The organism is Salinarchaeum sp. IM2453 (genome assembly GCF_019693215.1).
Taxonomy (GTDB): Archaea; Halobacteriota; Halobacteria; order Halobacteriales; family Salinarchaeaceae; genus IM2453.
This window is the reverse complement of record NZ_CP081183.1, coordinates 288,154-308,560: the sequence shown is the minus strand read 5'-3', so window position 1 is coordinate 308,560 and position 20,407 is coordinate 288,154. Positions and strand designations below refer to the sequence as shown.

Sequence of the window (20,407 nt, the reverse complement as noted above, 5' to 3'; positions counted from 1 at the left end):
GTTGACGATCAAGATAAAGCCGACAGCTGGGTGCCCTTGCGCTTCAGCGCGGCGATGGTGTCAATCTTCGAGTAACATTCCTAGATATGATTGTTGGATATGATCTTCTGGGTCAAGCCCGAGCTCCTCAAGCTGCTCGTAAGCCCCCTCCCGAGCCTCCTCAATGTCTGTTTCGGTTTCCGTCTCAATTTCAATGAACGTACCAACATCCTTCACAGCATCTAATGTCAGCTCGTACTCCCCTAACTGATAGTATTCGCGTTCTTTACGGACTGTTGCTGCTGGTGTAAATCCGAGGCGCTGGAGTGTTGTATCAAACGTCTCGCCATCTGCTATGTGAGTCTCTATTTCTTCTCTGGTCTTTGACTTCTCATCTAACAGTGGCCCCTTGTACGTAACAATTACTTCCCATTCGTCGGCGCTTTGCTCCTGTTGCCGTCGGATTCGTAAGGCTTCATCTGTTTCTGCGAAGTCTCGGTGTGGGGCATTGTAATAGGTATCCTCTTGGATAATTGCTCGATCTACTGTAATGTTTGACTCCTCCAATCGTGATTTTATAGTCTCGTGATCTGCCCTAACTTTAAGCTCAACTTCGTACATGCCCACCGGAACAGGACCGTATTAAAAAAGATTGACGGTTGTATCTTCACATCTAGCAATGCGCAGCATGGATCACACAGTTTAAATGTCGAACACAGTAGTATATCGTATGGCCGACGAACAAGAAGCATCTGCCGCTGACGCTGACGATGTATCTGAATCTGAGGTAGATGAGGCAGACACGAGCGGTATTCAAACTGGAGACTTTGTCCGACTAGACTTTACTGCACGGACCGTAGAAGATGGACAACTTGTAGACACAACTGATCCAGAAGTTGCTGAGGAAGAAGGTGTTGCTGATCAGGATCAGTCATTTGAGCCTCGCGTAATCATAGTTGGAGACGGACACTTGTTTGAGCAAGTTGAGTCCGATCTCGAAGGCAAGGAGGCTGGTGACACTGGGTCTGTCGTAGTTCCGTCTGATGAAGCATTTGGTGCACACGATCCTGACGACGTACGAACCATCAGTGCCGAAAAGATCCCAGAAGACGATCGGTATCCAGGTGCTCATGTGGATATCGACGGAGAACACGGACATGTCGAAGCTGTCATCGGCGGTCGTGCCCGAGTTGACTTCAATCATCCACTCGCTGGCGATGACATCGAATACGAGTACGAAATTATTGAACAAGTCGAAGATCGTATTGAGAAAGCTCGAGGGCTCTTTGACGCCTACCTCGGTATTGATCTTGAGATGTTTATTGAGACCGACGAAGTTGAAGAGACTCAACTTATTGAATCCGATGATGATGACGACGAAGATGCTGAGCCGGAATATGAAACAGTCACAACCGAAAAAGAAACGCTGTACGTTGAATCCACGCCAGAACTGACGATGAATCAGCAGTGGATGTTCTCAAAACAGCAGATCGTTCAGGATGTCATCGAGCATGCTGATGTTAACCGCGTTATCGTTCGTGAAGTCCTTGACGGTGCTGCTGCCGGACCGATGGGCGGTATGATGGGCGGCCTAGGTGGCGAACTTGACGCCGATGTTGAAGATGCACTCGAAGACGCCGATGTTGATGCTGACGAGCTCGTTGAGGAACTTTCCGAAGAATAACTGATTTTACACCATCTCTTTCTGTGCAACGCTCCCAATAGCGTTGCTAATCTCCTGATACGCGTCTTTGGTTGCAGTTGCCGATAGTGGATCGTCTGAAATCTCTGGGACTGTATGAACTCGACATTCTGGAATAATTCCATTAAACGCATTATATGGGGGTGTTCCTTCACGGATAACAGCGGAAATTACGGGGGTGTCGAGTGTATTTGCCATCCGTATGGTCTTAGCTGTCTGTTGAATCCCTACCGTAGTTCCAGTACCGGTGACGATTACTTGGTCTGATGCTTTGATTATACTACTTACTGTTTGACCCACACCGCTTGGTCCGTCTACTATTATTTGGCCTTCCCAGCGCATTTGATCTAACATCTGTTGAATTCCTTGTTCTCGCGTTGGCTCTATTGCGGGCAATACTCGGACCGTACTCCACTGATCGGGCCGTCGAACCTGACTTTGCGTTGGAATTTGGTCCTGATCTGAGAGTTTAGCTATCGGATACCGATCAACATTTGCAAGCAAGTGCAACTCTGGCATTCCCCAATCACAATCAACTGCCAGTGCTGGCTGTTGTCTGGTTCCTATTGCCTGTGCTACTCCAAGTGTAGTGGTTGTCCGGCCGCTACCTCCTTTGGCACCGATTACCCCAATCATATACTGGGATGCACTCGTTTTGATTGATAAATTATCGCCACATGCCGTGGTGTTTATACCTGCTGTTGGCTTTTCTTTTCATGTGCGAATTGAGAATAGTTTCATACCTGCATCAGGGGTTGGGGAGAAGACCGAACAAAAACTCTGGCAACATGGCATAACACACTGGGAAGATTTCTCTGGCGATGTCGTCGGTCCTACTCGAGCACAGAATATCAATGCCTACATCGATCAGGCATCACAACATCTTGACCGAGAGAATCCAAATTTCTTCTGTCAGTCCGTTCCTGATTCTGAGCATTGGCGCTTGTATGAAAATTTTCGATCAAATACTGCGTTCATTGACATTGAAACCACTGGCTTAGATCAGCAAAACAATACTGTAACTACCGTCTCAATACACCAAGATGGATCCACTGAGACTCTCGTACAGGGACACGATCTTACCGCTGACCAGTTACAGGCCAGAATTGATAATGCGTGTTTGCTTGTTACATTTAATGGCTCGCGGTTTGACTTGCCGTTTCTACGGAAATCATTTGATGTAACTTTCGATCGCCCTCACGTTGATCTGATGTTTTTAGCCCGTCGAGTCGGATATTCTTGCACGCTCTCTGAACTTGAACAGCAATTTGGCATCTCCCGTGAATCGCCTGATATCTCCGGTAAAGATGCTGTTCGCTTATGGTATGAATACCAATCGGGAAAAGATGGAGCGCTTGAAACACTAATCAAATACAATCAAGAAGATACTGTGAATATGAAACCGCTTATGGACGCTGTCACAACAGAGCTTCACCAATCCCTGTTTGTTAACACAATCGAATGAATACTGCCGCCGACTCGCTTATATTCAACGCTTGACTGTGTGTCTGAGCTCACCAACTCCTTCAACCTGAACGCGCACCTCATCACCATCAGATAGCGGACCGACCCCTTCTGGTGTTCCAGTCATAATCACATCACCCGGCTCTAAAGTCATATACTCCGTTATTTCAGCAATGAGATCCTCAATTGAGAAGTACAACTGCTCGATAGACGCATCCTGCCGTTGCTCATCGTTCACCCATAGCTGAACCTGTGCATCATCTGGTAGCTCATCCGGAGACGCAAGCACAGGTCCAAGAGGCGCTGCTCCATCAAATGCCTTTCCGCGTATCCAGTTTTGCTCCTCCCACTGATCATCTCGGTTTGAGAGATCTACCCCGCAGGTATAGCCAGCGATGACTTCTTTTGCATCTTTCGGATCAACATTTCGACACTGCGATCCAATCACAACGGCTAGTTCCGCCTCATAGTCTACGCGCTCTTTTCCTTCTGGCAGCTGAATTGTATCTGTGTGTCCAGCAACAGTATTAGGTGGCTTTAAAAACAAAAGTGGACGATCTGGGACCTCTGAGTCCAATTCATCAGCATGTGCAGCGTAGTTTTTTCCTACACAAACGATCTTTGTTGGCTCACATGGCGGAAGAATATCTATGTCATCTGGACTGTACGTGCTATCCCCAAATTTGATTACACCTTCTTCCCATTGCCCTGTGCGTACAGCACCGGCTGGATCTCGAAACCGAATTTGCTTCATACCTCTCTGTTGCTTTACCAGCATGTGAATGTTTTTCTATCGACAGCATATTTGTGGCAAAGTATCTCAGGATCGATTCCAGTGCCCCCGGCGTACTCTATCGGCAAAGAGCGGTCATCGTTGCGTTGAATGGCTAATCTGAATATGATTAATATCAATGCTCACATTATCCGTTTGACCGCCAGTATCCCTGTAGATATGCTCCAATGAACATGCCTCCAATGGCCAGCAAAATTGGGTAATTTCCAATGCCAAGACTTGCATATCCTGCCCCAGGGCATACTCCTGAAAGTCCCCACCCAATGCCGAAGATTACGCCGCCATATAACACGTTTTGATCGAGTGACTTGATACGCCGACCGTATGATGCGTTTGTCAAAGGTGCATTACCAACAATCCGTGGGGCTAAATAAAAACTGATAATCATGACACCGGCGCCCCCGCCCATCACAAACAGTAGTCCAAGGTCCCTCAACTGCAGGAACGACAAAACTACTTCCGGCTGCGCCATTTCACTGTATCCAAGACCGAACCCAAACAGTAGACCACCTGCGAAAATCAATGGCAGAAACGCTGGGTGTTCTGCTTCTGTCATGGCGTCACCCCCACTGCCTGAACCGTTAATGCTGTTCCAATCGCAATCAGCAGAAACACAGCTACATTAACCAATGAGGCATGTGAAAACGACCCGACTCCACAAATTCCATGTCCAGAGGTACACCCCTTTCCAACGCGTGTTCCAATACCAATCAATACCCCTCCAACTAACAACCGCCACCACTGTACGTCAGTTGTCCATATCTCTCCAACTAGTAGTGTCTGATAGATTGCTGCCCCAAGCACGATGCCAAGTGTAAAAACCACGCGCCAGTCGCGTGTCAGTACAAACCTTGTCTGTTGAAACCGATCAAGTCTTGAGACATACGACAATGTCGACTCTAAAAACGTACTCGCGCCAGCGATAATCCCTGTCCCCCAGTAAATAACAGCGGTACCAACTCCAATGAAAATGCCGCCCACAAGGTATTGCTCAATCCCCTTTGGAAAGAGTTCATCCCACATCGGTATAAAAAGTAGTACGTCGAATATACCAAACATATACAACGCTTAGCACACGTCTGTAAACACATTTTGTTATTCCCTGAACCTGCCGGTACCTTGTAATCATACACTTGCAGCGGTTTTGAGCGAACTTCCGGCTTTATTCGGGGGAGAACATCAATGAACCTTCGTCATATCCATTCTTATAACAGTTGTTAGTGATACAACTTCTTGATTCAGTCCGGAAGCACAGCAAGTCTGTTTCGACTGTAACCGTATCGGATATTGAATAGGTTTTGCAACTTCAATAACTGATGATCGTTTGATGGACTCACTTCGCATGTGAGTTGTTGTCTTTCATCTCTGTAATCACATTACGGAAGGCTTTTAATGACTAATGGACAATGAATCAATGTAGCGCACCGCTGGTGTAGTCCGGCCAATCATATTGGCCTTTCGAGCCGATGACCAGGGTTCAAATCCCTGGCGGTGCACTCATTTTCCTTATTTCATCTTCCCTTAGCGACCCGTATATCTATATCACCTGCCTACAAACTAGTATCTATGTACAGGGATATCTTGGTTGCCACTGATGGCAGTGACCAATCAATGACTGCAGCGACACATGGATTCAAAGTCGCTAAATCTTCAGAAGCAACAGTTCATGGCCTCTATATTGTTGATTCACGCATTGTTCTTGCTGCGGCCGAAGACTCACAGTCTGATATTCGCGGGTCACTTCAGTCTGAGGGCGAAAATGCGCTTGCACAACTTGAAACAGAAGCAACTGCTGCTGGCCTCGATGTAACGACAACAATTGAGGAGGGGACCCCATGGAAAGAAATTCTTGATTATACCACTAGCAATAATATTGACCTTATCGTCGTCGGCTCACATGGAAAATCTCCTCGCGAAAAAGTCAAATCTCTTGGTAGTGTTTCCGAACGAGTTGTAGACAATGCCTCGGCTCCTGTTCTTGTTGTCAGAGAAGAGTAATCTCTTCTCACGGCTGAATCCGTGAGTGTTCCCCTTCCGAAGCTATGATTTGAATATCATATATACAGGCAGTCAAGGCGACTGCCCCGGGGCTTGAACCGCGGGAGTTAATATATAGTGTCTAGGCTACTTTCTCAATTGGTGAAGTCTTCAATAAAATTTTAGTCATTATTTTAGCGAATATATCTTGTAAATATATGTTCTTATGTGCTGAGTACATACGCCAGATTGCATGTCAGAACAGGATCCTGTTCGTGATAGCGCGATACAGGCAGACGACAGCCCCTCGATAGAATTTTACGGGGGGCGAGGGATGAGTGCAATTCCAATCGTGTTTTTTATCATCTGGGCAATCTTCCAGACAGCATTTTGGTATGTCTCAGACACTGCCGGGCTGATTGTCGGGATGGCGATTGGACTGATCCTTGGAATGTTCTTTGTAAAGGGGTCATGGAAAACATACGCAAATACAATTTTCGAGGGCATGACACAGCCGGTGGCTGTCACAGCGATTGTTGCGTGGCTGTGGGCAGGCATGTTCTCTGAAACGCTGCAGGCTGGTGATTTCGTAGAAGGATTAGTTTGGGCGGCTGATGCGCTTGAAGTTGGTTCGCTTCTTTTCCCTGCACTTACGTTCCTTCTTGCTGCATTGTTAACGACTGGTATTGGTACTGGGTATGGTGCGACAATCGCTTTCGTTACGCTGTTCTTCCCAGCTGGAATTGCGCTCGGCGCAGATCCAGTGCTCATGTTTGGTGCTATCCTTTCCGGCGCTATTTTCGGTGATAATCTTGCACCAGTCAGTGACACCACAATCGTTAGTGCTGTCACCCAAGATGCTGATATCGGAGGCGTCGTTGCCAGTCGGTTCAAATACGTGATTATTGCTGCTGCAATAGCGTTCCCACTTTTCATCTTCGTTAGCAGTACGCTCCCTGTCTACGAAGGTGTCGGAGAACAAGCTCTGGAGGCACTCAACGAACAGAGTGATCCTCTCGGGCTGGTACATCTACTCTCGATGTTTGTTGTCATTGGCGCTGCTATTGCTGGCCGTCATATTGTTGAGGCTATTTCCTGGGGAATTGTTGTCGCAATTGCGCTTAATTTGGTCTTCAACCTTTCAAGCGCTGGCGATATTGTTCAGTTCACTGCACCTGAATCTGCCCCACTTGCAGATGTTGTCGGTGAAATAGCAATCATTGAGATTGTTGAGACTGCAGATCAGGCGACCGTCTCTGGTAGCCTGTATGAAGGCATTGTCGGTTTTGTTGACCTCTCTGTGCTGGTGTTGCTTATTGTTGCCGGTGCACAGATCATGATGCGAGGTGGAGCCTTCAGAGCAATCTTAGACTTCACATACGACAAGCTGGCAACGACAGTACGTCGAGCCGAGTTGACAATGGTCGGCACTGCAGCATTAATTAACTCTGCAATTACGATTAACACTGCTGCCGAAATTGCTATTGGACCGTATATCTCCCGTGTTGGAGAGCGATTTAATCTTAACAGCTATCGCCGAGCTAATATCCTTGATGCGCAGACAGCCGCACTTGGATACATCTTCCCATGGTCTGGTGGTGTGTTAGTTGGGTTTGAGGCTATGAGCTCTCTCCCTGATGACTTTGATTGGTTCCCTGCAGAGGCTGTTGTAAATCCAATCGAGGTTGTTCCGTTTGTGTTCCAAGGCTGGTTACTGTTAGCTGTCTTTATCATCGCAGCAATTACAGGATTTGGCCGTGAATACATTACTGACCGCGAAAGTGAGGATGTGATGAACCTATGAGCTTCTTCAAAAAATATCTCAAAGGCTGGAAGTTCCGAACCGGACGCCCAACGCTTGATGTCGACAGCACTGTTGATGTCTTTGTCTCAGAACACGACGGTCAACGTGGTCTTGCTCGGATTGGAGACACACAACTTTACGTCAATGATCTCCCTAAAAAACATAAGGGCAAACAAGTTCGTGTGCGCGTTACGTCATTCGATTCTGATCGGTCTGTCGGAGAAGGAGAATTTGTCAAGGTCGTTGGAGAAAGTTCCTATTCAGGCTAACTGCATCTGAATTTTACTCTTCGTCTTCTTGTTCTTCTGCATTTTCAACAGGTACTGCTTGAACCTCATATTCTGCAGTTACCTCCTTAACAATCGCGTCACTGTCAGTCTCAGCCTCATAGTAGAACACAATGTCATATGTCCCGTTTCGAAGGAGTTGCTGACATTCCCAGACAAACTCATCGCCATCAATTGTCAATCCTTGATGCTGATTTGACGCAAATTCTGGGTCGTCTGTTCCAGAGTAAACATATACTTCCTTATCTGTAGCATGTGACGCAATGATGTCGCCAATCTCTATTGTTAAATCAGTCATTTCCATATCATCTGACCCAGGAATCTCAGAATGTATGATTAGACCTTCCAGTTCTATATCTCCCGGCTTTAGCAGTCGCTGGGTACGATGATACAGGTCTGGATCAACAACTTCTGCAGAGGGATCGTCACTCATAATTGCTACTTATGTCTTTGACTCTCCCATAGAAGAGACTGGCGAAAGCCCCCGATATCATGCACCTATGACAGTGTTGCTACTGTACGGTGAATAATTTCCAACGCACTAGACACGCTAGTGCGCAGTTATCTCCTTGTCAAAACTAGTCGCTCTACAGGCGAGTTAGATTCTTCGCTCGTGGGCCTTTGTCGGCTTCCACGATCTCAAACTCGACTTCCTGACCTTCTTCAAGGTCTGGGCCGCCGATGTCTTCCATGTGGAAGAATACGTCCTCGTCAGAGGCGTCAGTATCGATGAATCCGTAACCGCCAGAATCGTTGAAAAAATCAACCGTTCCGCTTGGCATTGCATCTGTACCGAAGTGACACAAGTATAAAAATGGTGGGTTCTTGTATAGAATATTGCCTAGTTTTTCATACAATGCATTTATCATTGTCCACTTGTTCTGACAAGATCTTCACAATATTTATTACCTACACCGATTAATCCATGTAGATGGTCAAATGTTGTCTGATCACTCTACCGTATTCTTTTGGCTCCGCTGGAAGTCGGTACGCCTGCTTAGACTATGAGTGAATAGTTTATTCTCCAAACCGACGGGTTCTGTTTTTGTATTCTCTAATTGCACGTAGGAAATCACGACGTCGGAAATCACGCCAGTTAACATCTGTAAAGTATAGCTCAGAGTAGACTGATTGCCAGATCATAAAGTCGGATAGCCGTTCTTCCCCAGTTTTGATTATCAGATCAGGTGCCTCTGGAAACGCTAGAGACTGCTCGATATCTTGTTCTGATATCTCTTCTGGGTTAAGCTCCCCATTAACCGCTCGTTCTGCAATCTCTTGTACTGCCTCTGTAAACTCGTGTTTTCCGCCTAATCCAACACTGATCTGTATCGGAGCATCCTGATATGTTTCATCATTCGGTCCGTGAATTGACACTGGCTTTGGTGCTGATACCTGTGATAGCGAGTGCCTTAATGATGGAATTGCTCCTTCATCTAACACACTTACATAGACAGTAATTGTCGATGCTCCGTATGTAAATGCCCACTCAAAAAACTCCTCAAGTGTCTCAAATGCATCTGGCTCCAACAGATCACGTTCTGTAATAATTAGTGCAACGTGATCCGGCGGTGAGGAGGACTGTGTTCGAACCCGCAATGCAAGATATCTATCGTATATTCCCACATCTCACACCTATTCTTTGAGTATCCTTAACCTTTGCAGGCTACGTCCTCGTCCTCAAAGAACCACCGAAGGCAGCAATTGACCTCCTCCCACGGCACCGCACCGCTGGGCTGGGAGTTTCAGGGTTGCAGTCCAATCGGCATGACCGGACCCGACGGGACCAAACCGCCCTCTCTGATCCCGGCATGGGATTCAGCGGTCCCGTGCTGATCTGAATCCACAACCAGCGGCCTGAAGGGGATGCCTTCAGACGTGGTGTGGCCCGACCCCCGATATTATCCGGTTACAACGGCGGCAAGACCGCCTCGGTGCAATCACATCTACGTCTCGATCACAGTTTAACTCCGGAATAGCTCAGTCTCGTGGAATACTTCCCAATTGTCGGCTTCATCCCCCGTTCACAAGACCGAAGGTCTTGTGCAGCCCATCAGAACGCGAAGCGTTCTGAGGACGGCTAAAGCCGATGAGCGCTCGCCTCGCTACCCCTGTAAGCATGCGCAGTTCACAGAATAATCGGGGCGGATACCACGGGGATTGACTCTGAGGCAGTTGACGTTTTAGCAGTTCTCGATAGTCCGATTATTTTATTGATCTGCCTCTGCGGAACCAACCACCTGGATACCGAGAAAATGATTGGTCTCTTAGGTCTCATTTCCATTACGCTACTATGGGCCTCATTACTTTCATCGTGAGTGCCATTCCCTTGATCATCACCTCGCTTCGGTACCGATTTGTCTTGGAACTCTCTGAAGCCGTACTTCGGGTGATCCCCGACGCGAGTGAGCCTGTTTTTCGATCTCGATCGTTCGGCTGCTGTCGTCGCCGATGATCTCCTGTACATGGAAAACTGTCCTGATAAGCGAATGACTGGATAGTTCAGATCAGTGGACTATTTGTCTTGTTCAATACTATCCAGTTTTGATCTTCAATTCGGGAGAGAGAATCAGGAATGTTAAGTGACCAACCCCCGGATTTTCGTACGTGTGAACGAAAACATACGGCGAGCAAGTGGGTTTACACTTATCGGGGCGCTTGCGTTTATTGCGCCGATGTTTGAAACCGCTGCGGGGCTTCCGTTTGCATTAGTCGCATTGTTGTCTGTCGTTATTACTAGTGGACCAGTTTTTAATCTTCTTGCCCGGCCAGGTGATTATGATGCCGGTCGACTTCGTGGCTTGTTTGGATTTTCTCTTTCAGCAGCTGTGTTAGGGACACTAGCTGGTGCCGGCGAAATGCCAATGGCCGTGTTTACTGGCACTATTTTTCTTGTGGCGTTAGGCAACCTTGGAGCAGTTATTAGCCAGACAATTATCAAGCGTATTAATCCCACCTTCGGGTATATCGGTGGTGCACTAATCGGTGGAATTCTTGGTGTTCTCATTCCAATGTGGACATTCGAGATTACAACATTTGCTGCTCCTGTTGTTGTCACACTAACTCTATCTGGCGCGTTATTGGCTGCCCTCATACACTCAATGCTTTTTTCTCGTGACGAACCGCCTGTTATCTTTTCGGTGGGCCTTTTGTTGTGGTTACTTACAGCAGTCGGTATTGATGCTGATCTCGTCGCAATCAGCGTTGCTGTCCTTATTACATTCACTCTTGGTACCCTTGCATACTATTTTGATGCTGCTTCTGTTGAGGGAATGATCGCTGGTGTTCTTCTTGGATTACTTGCCATTGTTCTTGGCGGCTACAACTGGTTTGCTGTATTGTTTGCATTTTTTGCCATTGGTGGTATTTCATCGAAGTTTAGATACGAACGTAAACTGCAGCACGGTGTCGCGGAGAAAAATCAAGGGGCTCGTGGAGGCGAAAATGTTCTTGCAAATGCCAGTGTCGGAATGGGTGCTCTGTTCTTTTATGCATTAACTGAAGCGGGTGCAATCTCTGGTGATGCGCTTCTCTATGTCTTTGCATTTGCCGGAGCGATCGCAACAGCACTCAGTGATACTTTAGCAAGTGAAATCGGTGGCTCATACGGTCGTACCCGGCTGATTACGACATTGAAGCCTGTTGAACCCGGAACTGATGGAGGCATCACCTGGCAAGGCATGCTTGCAGGAATTGTCGGAGCAACTATTATTGCAGGCCTTGCCTATTATACATTCCCAGCAGTTGCGTCATGGGAAGCACTCGTCATTGTCACTGCTGGCGTGGCTGGCATGGTCATTGATAGCCTTCTTGGAGCGACTGTTGAAGGACGGGTTCTTGGCAATGGTAGTGTCAATTTCCTTGCGACCTTTTCTGGTGCAATCATTGCAGCCATCTTGGTAGTTGCTGTTGGTACTGCTGAGCTTCCGCCTCTCCCAGCGCTGGACAATTAGGTTGAATACTAATTTTCACAGAATAATCAAGGCGAATGCCTCGGGGCTTGCCCCCCGAGCAGGTGACACGCTCAAAACATCGTGTACTGTTTACTGATGCAATTTCAGACACTCAAGCCGATGTTTGATCTTTTATATTATGCTCTGTTGGAGGACAAAGTAGATCGAAAAGGCAGCCTCAACGGTTGAAGAAGTTCAACGAGGACCAGAAAGAATCTTGTCGGCTGTCTGTACACGGACATTGGTTGGCTGCTTTGTGTATTGTTCTTTTGCGGTTCCAATAATTCGGTCGACTCCGCGCTGTGCTGCAACATCAAGTATTCGCTGTGATATTGAACCATCAAGTATCACTGTCTCCGGGACTTCGTCTGCTGTCTCGATGACTCCAAATGCACTCTCTGCGCTATCAGTGGTCAGCACATTCTGGTCTTTATCAAGGAGATATACTTCTCCGGCTTCCTGCTTGATAACTTTCTTAACATAATCCCGTACTGTCGTTGGCTCTGTGGTTTCTGTTTTGCGTTCTTTTATAATCTTCCCTGCTCCATCAGTGCTAGCAACTTGCTTATCATCCTGCTCAACATCTGTGTGTTTGTCTTGATTTTTCTGTGTACTCTTTCCAGCTATCTCGTCCTGATCGATTGCAGACATCGGGTTTTCGACAGTGCTGTATGTCACTTTTTGTCTCAATGCTTCTAGTATCTCTCTACGAGATAGATCCTCGACAGACTGACCCTCCGGTGCTACGGCAACATAATCAATTGCTCCAATCTGGTTAAGCTCCTTAAGCAATAACTCCCCGCCACGGTCACCATCGAAGAATACCGTTGTTGTTCGTGACTGAGTCAGTCTGCCGATTTCTTCTGGAATATCTGTGCCTTCAACTCCGATTGCATTCTTAATCCCTGCCTCTAATAGACGCGACACATCCGATCTCCCTTCAACAACAACAATTGCATCACTTGTGGCCACATTGGGCCCAGCTGGTAGTCCTTTATAAGTTGTTATCTCATCTTTTCGAACTCGTCGTCTGACCTCTTCAATAATTTCTTCACCAGTCATCCCGCCATCAAATGACTCAATTAACAACTCATGCGCCCGATCAACGACCTCTTTACGCTTGGCAGCTCGTACGTCCTCAATTTCTGTAACGGTCACTGATGCCTCACAAGGTCCGATTCGCGTGATCGTTTCCAGTGCTGCAGCTACTGTGGCCGTCTCAACCCGGTCTAACGTCGTTCCAATTGTTACTTCCCCAACTGAACGCCCTTGATTACTATCAATCTCCACATCAATCCGTCCAACTTTTGATGCATTCTGCAAGTTTCGCAACTCAAGTTCTTTGCCCAGCAATCCTTCTGTTTGTCCGAAGATGGCTCCAACGACATCACTTCGCTCGACCACCCCATCTGCTTCGATTCGTGCGTGTATGAGATATTTTCCTGTATGTTGCATATGTGATCGCCTCCGATGACATGAGTGAATGGTGATGAGTGAAACTATCCATGAAGATAGTCATGGACGAATACACTTGGTACTTAACAGCACATATATTTAACTTCTGCAGGCTATGTCCCCGTTCTCAAGGAGCCGCCGAAGTCGGTGAGTAGGCAGGCGTAGTTCACCCTGTTTCTGTTGTGCCTCCAAAAAAATCAACCAGTTATCAATAGAAAAGCGAATAACCGTCTACAGACCCACCTATCAGATGATTACTAGACCAGTAAACTACCCACCCTACTTCGCTCACCCACAAGGCGTTCGCTCGTTGAGGGTGGGGCTTTGACATGGACCCCCGTTCTGGCCACCGATGAGGTGGCACGGAGAGGCCTGGCTCCCCGTCCAAGGGGCTTCAGTGCTTACACGTTCACGGTCATCGTCCCGCCATTCAGCGCAACGTCTACGGGTGCGCCTCCGTCGCCCCCAGTCTGGTTGCGACGGAGTAGCCGGCGACAGCAGCGTACTGCCACGTTCTTGGCGGCGTTGTAGTCGGCGTGATTCTCGTAGCCACACTTCTGGCACTCGAAGTGCGCTTGCGTGGGGCGGTTGTCCTCGTGGGTAAACCCACAACTGCTGCATCGCTGTGAGGTGTAGTAGGCTGGCACCGTCTTCGCCTGCGGACTCCGTTCTAACTCCTCAACGTCGATCCCGTAGGCCTTCGCTTTGTACTCGACGTACTCATACAGGCGGTTGAATCGCCAGCGGTGATGCCACGTCGCCCCCTGTGCTCGTTTGCGGATGTCAATTAAATCCTCGAAGGCGATCACCGAACAGTCGTGTTCGACCGCTTCTTCGACGATCTCGTTGGCGACGATATGCAAATACTGCTTGTAGTAGGCCGTTTCTTTTGTTGAGACGCGCTGGAGCGTGCGGTGGGCCTCCTGTGTGCCGGTTTGTTGGAGGTCACCCCGCCGCTGTTGAAACTCACGGTGCCAGTGGTCGAGTTCGTTACCCGTCCAGAACCGCCCGGTTGACGCGACCGCAAGATTTTCGACGCCGAGGTCGATCCCGAGGACTGTCCTGTTCTCGGGGACAGCGGCGTCAGTTTGTGTGCTGTCGGTGGCTTCCTCGATCCGTTTGAAGCCGATGTGCAACCAGAACTCGTCGTCGAAGGGCTTGTAGTGGAGTGTACTGGTGCGAAACTCCCACTCGTCGTCGTTGAGGTACTCTTCGAACGGTGTGTTTGTCTCGTCTACCGGGAGAACATAGTCAGCCTCGATACGCCCGTCCACGGTCGACAAGGAAACGTGGTCGTCGTGGAAGGTCGCAGCGCGTTTGTCGTAGCGAGCGGTGTCAGCGGTAAACTCGGGTCGGCTGGTGTCTTCGTTCTTTTCGAGGCGTTCGACGCCAGATTTGACGGCTTCAACGGCTTGGAAGATGGCTTGCTGGACGAGATTCGCCGTCAAGTCGTGGGTTGCTTTGAGGTCGTGGTACAGTTCGTCTTTGACAGCGTACTTGGCTGTTTTCTTGTAGTCGTTCTCGTCCCAGCAGTGGTCGCTGGTCGTGTTGGCGCAGTGTTTATATTGGTCAATGGTTTCGAGAAGTGCGTCTCTGTCGCTGTCGGCCACAACGAGTTTCACTGGCAATGTCCGACGCACTTCCATATGTGTTTCAGCGTTTTCGATTCAGTTAGATTCTTTTATTAAGTATTGGGGGAGTTGAGTGCAGATAGCAGTGTTAGTGGAGGGACGTGACGCGCTCCTCCCCTCCCTACTGCGCTGCTTGAGAGACAGGCGTCTCTCTGCGCTGCTCGTTGAGGAAGGGGGCTCCGCGCTATCTTATGCTGATCGCTTCCCGCAAGTCTTATGTACATATCCGTCCGTTAATGAACAATGATGGGTATTGATGACGAAATAAATCCGGCGGTATCTAATATTCTTTCGCAGGCTCGGAACCGCTCCTCGCCCAGCGGTCGAATCTCTGTTCAAGCCCAGAGCCTATCCGATGCACTTACTCGTGCGGCTGGTGATGGCCGTATACCGGTTATTGCTGAAATCAAACCAACAAGCCCAACGACTGCTGGCAAACGTTCTGATAATCCGGTTGAACTTGCTGAGGCGATGGCTGATGGAGGAGCCGCTGCATTATCCGTTCTTACCGAACCAGAGCACTTTGATGGATCGGTAGAAATGCTCGCTTCAGTCCGAGAGTCTGTTGATATCCCGGTTCTGCGAAAGGACTTCATTCTTGAGGAATCCCAGTTAGATGCAGTCAAAGCAGACGCAGTTTTGCTCATTGCTCGATTTCTTGATGATCTTGAGTCGATGATTACGGCAGCACGCGACCGTGGTTTCAATGTTCTTGTTGAAACACATACCTCTGCTGAGTTCCAAGAAGCAGTTAACTCGGGAGCACAAATTATTGGTATCAATAACCGTGATCTCACAGAACTCACGGTTGATCTTTCAACAGTTGAAACTGTACTTTCTGAAGTTACAGTTCCTGATGATGTCACAGTTATTGCAGAAAGCGGAATTAAGACGCCTGAGGACGTAGAAAGAATGCAATCTGCTGGCGCCGATGGATTGCTTATTGGTAGTGCAATAATGGATCACGGATCAAAACTTGACATGCAGACCATTCGTAAAAACACGCGCCAGCTAACAACTCCTCACATTAGTTGATGTATCGATAGACAGACATAGCAATCACAAAAATAATATAAATATGAGTACAGATGGCAAATTCGGCGATTACGGCGGACAGTACGTTCCTGAAGTGTTAATGCCTGCACTTGAGGAACTTGAAACAGCATACGAGGAGTACGTCCTTAACAACAAGGACGGCTTCATGGACGAATTCCGACAGCGGTTACAACGATTTGGTGGTCGGCCAACCCCGTTACAGTACGCTGAAGGCTTGAGTGATCGGTACGACACTGACGTTTATCTCAAGCGAGAGGACCTTCTCCACGGAGGAGCACACAAACTGAATAATGCTCTTGGACAGGTATTACTGGCAAAGTACATGGGCAAAGAACGGATCATCGCTGAGACTGGTGCTGGGCAACACGGTACTGCCACTGCTATGGCAGCTGCACATCTTGATATGCCATGTGAAATCTATATGGGTCGTACCGATATCAATCGCCAGCGACCAAATGTATTCCGTATGCTGATTAACGGAGCGGATGTTAATCCAGTTGACATTGGCCGCGGAACACTGAAAGAAGCGATCTCAGAGACAATGCGTGACTGGGCAGAATCTGTCGAAAATACACACTACGTTATCGGATCAATCGTTGGTCCCCATCCATTCCCGTCAATGGTTCGTGATTTCCAGTCTGTAATTAGCGAAGAAACTCGAAAGCAGGCTGAAGAAGAGATTGGTCATCAACCGGACGCTGTAATTGCCTGTGCTGGCGGAGGATCAAATACAATCGGTACCTTCCACCACTTTGTTGACGACGAATCCGTTGACTTGTACGCTGTGGAAGCTGGCGGATCTTCACTTGAAATTGATGAAGAGCGCGGCGTAGCCCCGAACTCTGCAACGCTATCGACAGGTGACGAGGGTATTCTACACGGGGCCCGAACAAAGCTACTACAGGACTCAAGTGGTCAGATCATGGAATCTCATTCTGTTTCTGCTGGCCTTGACTATTCTGCTGTTGGCCCTGAGCTGGCTCATTTGGTCGATATTGGACGAGTTAATGCTGTAAATGTAGGCGACCGCGTCGCTCTTGAATCGTTCCACAGACTTTCTGCTGATGAGGGTGTCATTCCTGCTCTCGAGACAGCCCATGCGTTCGGATACTTGGAAAAGCATGCAGACGAGCTTGGGGAGTCAGTCGTAATCAATGTGTCTGGCCGTGGAGACAAAGACCTCGAAACGGTTATCGAGGAGACGGGGTCATATGACATTGAAAATGCACCAGATCTCAGCCTGTTTGAGGGTGATCATACATGAGCGACATCGCTAATGCGTTTGACGACGGTCCAGCATTCGTACCATATCTTGCCGCTGGCGATCCAGACTATGAGTCATCACTTGCTTATGTCGAAGCGGTGGTCGAAGGCGGCGCTGATGTTGTTGAGCTCGGCCTTCCATTCTCTGATCCCGTTGCAGATGGATCAACAATCCGTGAAGCGACAGTCCGGTCCCTGTCTTCCGGAATGACACCCAACCGGTTTTTTGAGTTTGTTGCTGACCTTGATGTCGATGTCCCCCTTGTCTGTATGACTTACTATAACCTCATCTATCAATACGGGGATGAGAAGGGCCCAGGTGCGTTTGTCGAGCGCGCAGCAGACGCCGGAATTGATGGTCTCGTCGTTCCGGATCTGCCAGCAGAGGAGGCTGATCCTCTTCACGATGTCTGTGATGAGTTTGGTCTAGACCTCATTTTTATTGTTGCACCAACAACCAAAGGTCACCGGCTTGATCGAATCAGAGAACTTGGATCCGGATATGTCTATGTTCAGGCTCGTCTTGGCACGACAGGAGCGCGGGATGAACTTTCGTCCCAGACCGAGGAAAGTCTAGACCGGATTGCTGACTGGGACTTACCAAAAGCAGTTGGATTTGGAATCAAAACTGGCGATCACGCCGAACAAATTATCAATGCAGGCGCAGACGGTATTATTGTTGGCAGTGCACTTGTAGATATCATTGCAGAAGGCACCGAACAGAACCGACCTGTACAAGAAACGGCTGACAAGCTTCGGTCATTATCTCAGGAGCTTACAACTGGAGCACAGCGCGGACAGATCTCTTCCGCACCAGAACCGGAAGGAAAATAAAACGAGATTGCCACAGTCTCTCATACAATCATTATGACAGCAGGACTTCAAGCACGACTTAATAGAATCGGCACTGATGGCCGATTTCTTATCGTTCCGATGGACCATGGTATCACACTTGGGGCCGTAAAGGGTCTCAAAGACATTGAATCAACTATCAGCGCGGTAACTGCGGGCGGGGCAGATGCAGTTCTAACCCAGAAAGGGATTGCTCCTCGCGTACATCCGAACAAAAACGGTGCAGGATATATCGTTCATCTCAATGCTTCTACATCAATTGGCCCCGATTCAAATGATAAACGACAAACCGGCACTGTTGAAGATGCCATTCGTGCTGGAGCCGATGCCGTTTCGTTCCACATCAATGTTGGAAGCAAGTTCGAACGCGAGCAGCTTGAGGCTCTGGGTAAACTCACCAGTACAGCAAGCTCCTACGGTATTCCAACCTTAGCAATGGCGTACGCACGAGGTCCAGACATTGATGAGCATGACGCAGAGTCCCTTGGACATGCTGTTCGTCTTGCAGAAGAAGTCGGTGCGGACATTGTCAAAACCGCATACAGTGGTGACCCAGAGAGTTTCAAGCACGTTATTGAATCAACTCAACTCCCGGTCGTTATCGCCGGTGGAAGCCGCAGTAGTGACAGAGAAACTATCGAGATGGCTCGTGGTGCGCTTGATGCTGGTGGTGCTGGCGTTTCGATGGGTAGATCGATTTTCCAGCACGATAATCCTGAATCGATCACTGCTGCTGTTTCGGCGATTATACACGAGAATGAAGATGTCGAAACAGCAATGGAACACTTTCGATAGCTTCTAAACTAGATAGCGAGGTGGACTTCCGGCTCCGTTGCGGGTAGGGCTATGTCCAGTCAGCGAGAGAATCCCGGCGTTTCAGGCGGTGTTACTGTTATGTAATTCAGTAGTATTCGGTTGTCTTTTCATCGAAATGGTAGTTGACTATGTTCTTGTCAGGATCAGTTTCAATCGCCACGTTCAAGCCACCGGACTGCGAGTGAATACAATAATGACACGATCCGTCTGGCTCAAAGCTGATTCAGCTGTCGGTAACTGGGAAAAAAGAAAAAAGCGCATCACTGCTGGAATTGAAGCCGGAGTTGATTGGGTATTAGTAGATGATACTGATGTTGAACGCGTCCGTGATCTCGGCGATGTCAATATAGCAGCGTTCCGTAGTGGTGGCGATGCTGACAGGCTTGAGGAACATAGTCAGCAGGATGTCTCTTCCGATGCTGTCATTGTGGGGAAAAATGGAGAAGGTGACGGAAGTGTATCTCTTCCAGAAGACTTCTCCGGGTCTGCTGATATTTCGGCTCTTCGTCGCTCAGATGATGCAGCAAATGGTGCTTACATCCGAATTCTAGATGAGAATTACGAGGCATTTGCTGAGGAAGCGGCCAAAACAGCAGATCATACGATAGTTATCGGTGAAGATTGGCAAATCATTCCGCTTGAGAACCTGATCGCCCGTATCGGCGAGGAAACAGAACTCGTTGCAGGGGTAACTACTGCAAAAGAAGCTCAGACTGCATACGAAACGCTTGAGATTGGAGCCGACGCTGTACTCTTGGATACTGACGATCCCAGTGAGATTCATAAAACGGTTGAAGTACGAGACGAGCTTGAACGAGAAACACTTGATCTAACTTGGGCTGAGGTAACATCTGTTGAACGTGCAGGATCTGCTGATCGCGTGTGTGTCGATACCGGGAAACTACTTGATCATGACGAAGGGATGCTTGTCGGGTCTATGTCTCGCGGACTTTTCTTTGTCCACGCTGAAACTGCCGATTCGCCATATGTTGCTTCCCGACCGTTTCGGGTTAATGCAGGTGCTGTCCACGCATATGTACGAACTCCTGGTGGGGAAACAAAGTATCTCTCTGAGCTTGAGAGTGGTGACGAAGTCCAGATTGTCAACCGTAACGGAAAAACCCGGGAAGCAGTTGTTGGACGAGCAAAAATTGAGCAACGTCCAATGTTCCGCATCGAAGCAGAAGTAGAAACAGAAGATGGAACTGACCGTATTGAGACTCTTCTTCAGAATGCGGAAACAATTAAAGTCCCAACTCCAGACGATCGGAAAGCGGTTACTGATTTATCTGCCGGAGATGAAATTTTAGTTTACTATGAACAGACTGCGCGCCACTTCGGCGAGGCGATTGATGAGAAGATCATCGAAAAATAA

21 protein-coding genes and 1 tRNA gene are annotated in these 20,407 nt (G+C 48.3%); 12 read left to right on the top strand and 10 right to left on the bottom strand.

The features are described 5' to 3' along the window. Positions 1-60: 60 nt before the first annotated feature. Positions 61-600: a class IV adenylate cyclase gene (gene cyaB, locus K0C01_RS01485; protein ID WP_221170309.1), complete on the bottom strand. Its 540-nt coding sequence runs from the start codon at positions 598-600 to the stop codon at positions 61-63. A 109-nt stretch (positions 601-709) separates the two neighbouring features. Here cyaB and K0C01_RS01480 point away from each other — a divergent pair, with 109 nt between their 5' ends. After that, positions 710-1,663 (top strand): FKBP-type peptidyl-prolyl cis-trans isomerase, encoded by a 954-nt coding sequence (locus K0C01_RS01480; protein ID WP_221170308.1) that lies wholly within the window; start codon positions 710-712, stop codon positions 1,661-1,663. A 6-nt stretch (positions 1,664-1,669) separates the two neighbouring features. Here K0C01_RS01480 and K0C01_RS01475 read toward each other — a convergent pair whose 3' ends face one another. Next, positions 1,670-2,317, bottom strand: coding sequence for a MinD/ParA family ATP-binding protein (locus tag K0C01_RS01475; RefSeq protein WP_221170307.1), 648 nt, complete (start codon positions 2,315-2,317; stop codon positions 1,670-1,672). A gap of 82 nt (positions 2,318-2,399) precedes the next feature. Here K0C01_RS01475 and K0C01_RS01470 point away from each other — a divergent pair, with 82 nt between their 5' ends. Then, a complete protein-coding gene (locus tag K0C01_RS01470; RefSeq protein ID WP_221170306.1) occupies positions 2,400-3,146 on the top strand; it encodes a ribonuclease H-like domain-containing protein in 747 nt (248 codons plus the stop codon). Between the two features lie 24 nt (positions 3,147-3,170). On the opposite strand, the gene K0C01_RS01465 is transcribed toward K0C01_RS01470, so the two are convergent. The 3 genes from K0C01_RS01465 to K0C01_RS01455 all read right to left on the bottom strand — a co-directional run bounded on the left by K0C01_RS01465 (position 3,171) and on the right by K0C01_RS01455 (position 4,997). Then, positions 3,171-3,899, bottom strand: coding sequence for a fumarylacetoacetate hydrolase family protein (locus K0C01_RS01465; protein ID WP_221170305.1), 729 nt, complete (start codon positions 3,897-3,899; stop codon positions 3,171-3,173). Positions 3,900-4,065: 166 nt separating this feature from the next. Next, a complete protein-coding gene (locus tag K0C01_RS01460) occupies positions 4,066-4,494 on the bottom strand; it encodes a DUF6691 family protein (protein ID WP_221170304.1) in 429 nt (142 codons plus the stop codon). Then, positions 4,491-4,997: a YeeE/YedE family protein gene (locus K0C01_RS01455; RefSeq protein WP_221170303.1), complete on the bottom strand. Its 507-nt coding sequence runs from the start codon at positions 4,995-4,997 to the stop codon at positions 4,491-4,493. The genes K0C01_RS01460 and K0C01_RS01455 overlap by 4 nt, the downstream gene beginning before the upstream one ends. A 362-nt stretch (positions 4,998-5,359) precedes the next feature. Here K0C01_RS01455 and K0C01_RS01450 point away from each other — a divergent pair. From K0C01_RS01450 to K0C01_RS01435, 4 genes are all read left to right on the top strand, one after another. Continuing rightward, positions 5,360-5,434: transfer RNA gene (locus K0C01_RS01450), tRNA-Glu, on the top strand. Between the two features lie 70 nt (positions 5,435-5,504). Next, complete coding sequence (locus tag K0C01_RS01445; protein ID WP_221170302.1) at positions 5,505-5,936, top strand: universal stress protein; 432 nt, start codon at positions 5,505-5,507, stop codon at positions 5,934-5,936. A gap of 232 nt (positions 5,937-6,168) precedes the next feature. After that, positions 6,169-7,719 (top strand): Na+/H+ antiporter NhaC family protein, encoded by a 1,551-nt coding sequence (locus K0C01_RS01440; RefSeq protein ID WP_221170301.1) that lies wholly within the window; start codon positions 6,169-6,171, stop codon positions 7,717-7,719. Further along, on the top strand, positions 7,716-7,988 hold the full coding sequence (locus K0C01_RS01435; protein WP_221170300.1) for a DUF7513 family protein: 273 nt from the start codon (positions 7,716-7,718) through the stop codon (positions 7,986-7,988). Before K0C01_RS01440 ends, K0C01_RS01435 begins: the two co-directional genes overlap by 4 nt. A gap of 13 nt (positions 7,989-8,001) precedes the next feature. Here the strand turns inward: K0C01_RS01435 and K0C01_RS01430 are convergent, their stop codons facing one another. The 3 genes from K0C01_RS01430 to K0C01_RS01420 all read right to left on the bottom strand — a co-directional run bounded on the left by K0C01_RS01430 (position 8,002) and on the right by K0C01_RS01420 (position 9,632). Next, positions 8,002-8,439 carry a DUF5778 family protein gene (locus K0C01_RS01430; RefSeq protein WP_221170299.1) on the bottom strand — a complete coding sequence of 146 codons (438 nt, stop codon included), beginning with the start codon at positions 8,437-8,439 and terminating at the stop codon, positions 8,002-8,004. A gap of 154 nt (positions 8,440-8,593) precedes the next feature. Next, positions 8,594-8,788, bottom strand: a complete 195-nt coding sequence (locus tag K0C01_RS01425; RefSeq protein WP_221170298.1) for a cold-shock protein — start codon at positions 8,786-8,788, stop codon at positions 8,594-8,596. Positions 8,789-9,023: 235 nt separating this feature from the next. Further along, positions 9,024-9,632, bottom strand: a complete 609-nt coding sequence (locus K0C01_RS01420; RefSeq protein ID WP_221170297.1) for an undecaprenyl diphosphate synthase family protein — start codon at positions 9,630-9,632, stop codon at positions 9,024-9,026. 983 nt (positions 9,633-10,615) lie between these two features. On the opposite strand from K0C01_RS01420, the gene K0C01_RS01415 reads away from it, so the two are divergent. Further along, the gene (locus K0C01_RS01415; protein ID WP_221170296.1) at positions 10,616-11,959 is read left to right on the top strand and encodes a DUF92 domain-containing protein; all 1,344 of its coding nucleotides are present in this window, start codon (positions 10,616-10,618) and stop codon (positions 11,957-11,959) included. Positions 11,960-12,154: 195 nt separating this feature from the next. Here the strand turns inward: K0C01_RS01415 and dnaG are convergent, their stop codons facing one another. Then, a complete protein-coding gene (gene dnaG / locus K0C01_RS01410; protein WP_221170295.1) occupies positions 12,155-13,414 on the bottom strand; it encodes a DNA primase DnaG in 1,260 nt (419 codons plus the stop codon). A 401-nt stretch (positions 13,415-13,815) separates the two neighbouring features. Next, on the bottom strand, positions 13,816-15,060 hold the full coding sequence (locus K0C01_RS01405) for an RNA-guided endonuclease InsQ/TnpB family protein (RefSeq protein ID WP_221170294.1): 1,245 nt from the start codon (positions 15,058-15,060) through the stop codon (positions 13,816-13,818). A 231-nt stretch (positions 15,061-15,291) separates the two neighbouring features. On the opposite strand from K0C01_RS01405, the gene K0C01_RS01400 reads away from it, so the two are divergent. From K0C01_RS01400 to K0C01_RS01380, 5 genes are all read left to right on the top strand, one after another. Then, positions 15,292-16,080: an indole-3-glycerol-phosphate synthase gene (locus K0C01_RS01400; protein ID WP_221171165.1), complete on the top strand. Its 789-nt coding sequence runs from the start codon at positions 15,292-15,294 to the stop codon at positions 16,078-16,080. A 43-nt stretch (positions 16,081-16,123) separates the two neighbouring features. Beyond that, the gene (gene trpB, locus K0C01_RS01395) at positions 16,124-17,365 is read left to right on the top strand and encodes a tryptophan synthase subunit beta (protein ID WP_221170293.1); all 1,242 of its coding nucleotides are present in this window, start codon (positions 16,124-16,126) and stop codon (positions 17,363-17,365) included. Beyond that, entirely contained in the window at positions 17,362-18,198 is an 837-nt protein-coding gene (gene trpA, locus K0C01_RS01390) for a tryptophan synthase subunit alpha (protein ID WP_221170292.1), read from the top strand. Before trpB ends, trpA begins: the two co-directional genes overlap by 4 nt. A gap of 33 nt (positions 18,199-18,231) precedes the next feature. Further along, positions 18,232-19,011 carry a 2-amino-3,7-dideoxy-D-threo-hept-6-ulosonate synthase gene (locus K0C01_RS01385; RefSeq protein ID WP_221170291.1) on the top strand — a complete coding sequence of 260 codons (780 nt, stop codon included), beginning with the start codon at positions 18,232-18,234 and terminating at the stop codon, positions 19,009-19,011. Positions 19,012-19,225: 214 nt separating this feature from the next. Then, positions 19,226-20,407 (top strand): 3-dehydroquinate synthase II, encoded by a 1,182-nt coding sequence (locus K0C01_RS01380; protein ID WP_221170290.1) that lies wholly within the window; start codon positions 19,226-19,228, stop codon positions 20,405-20,407.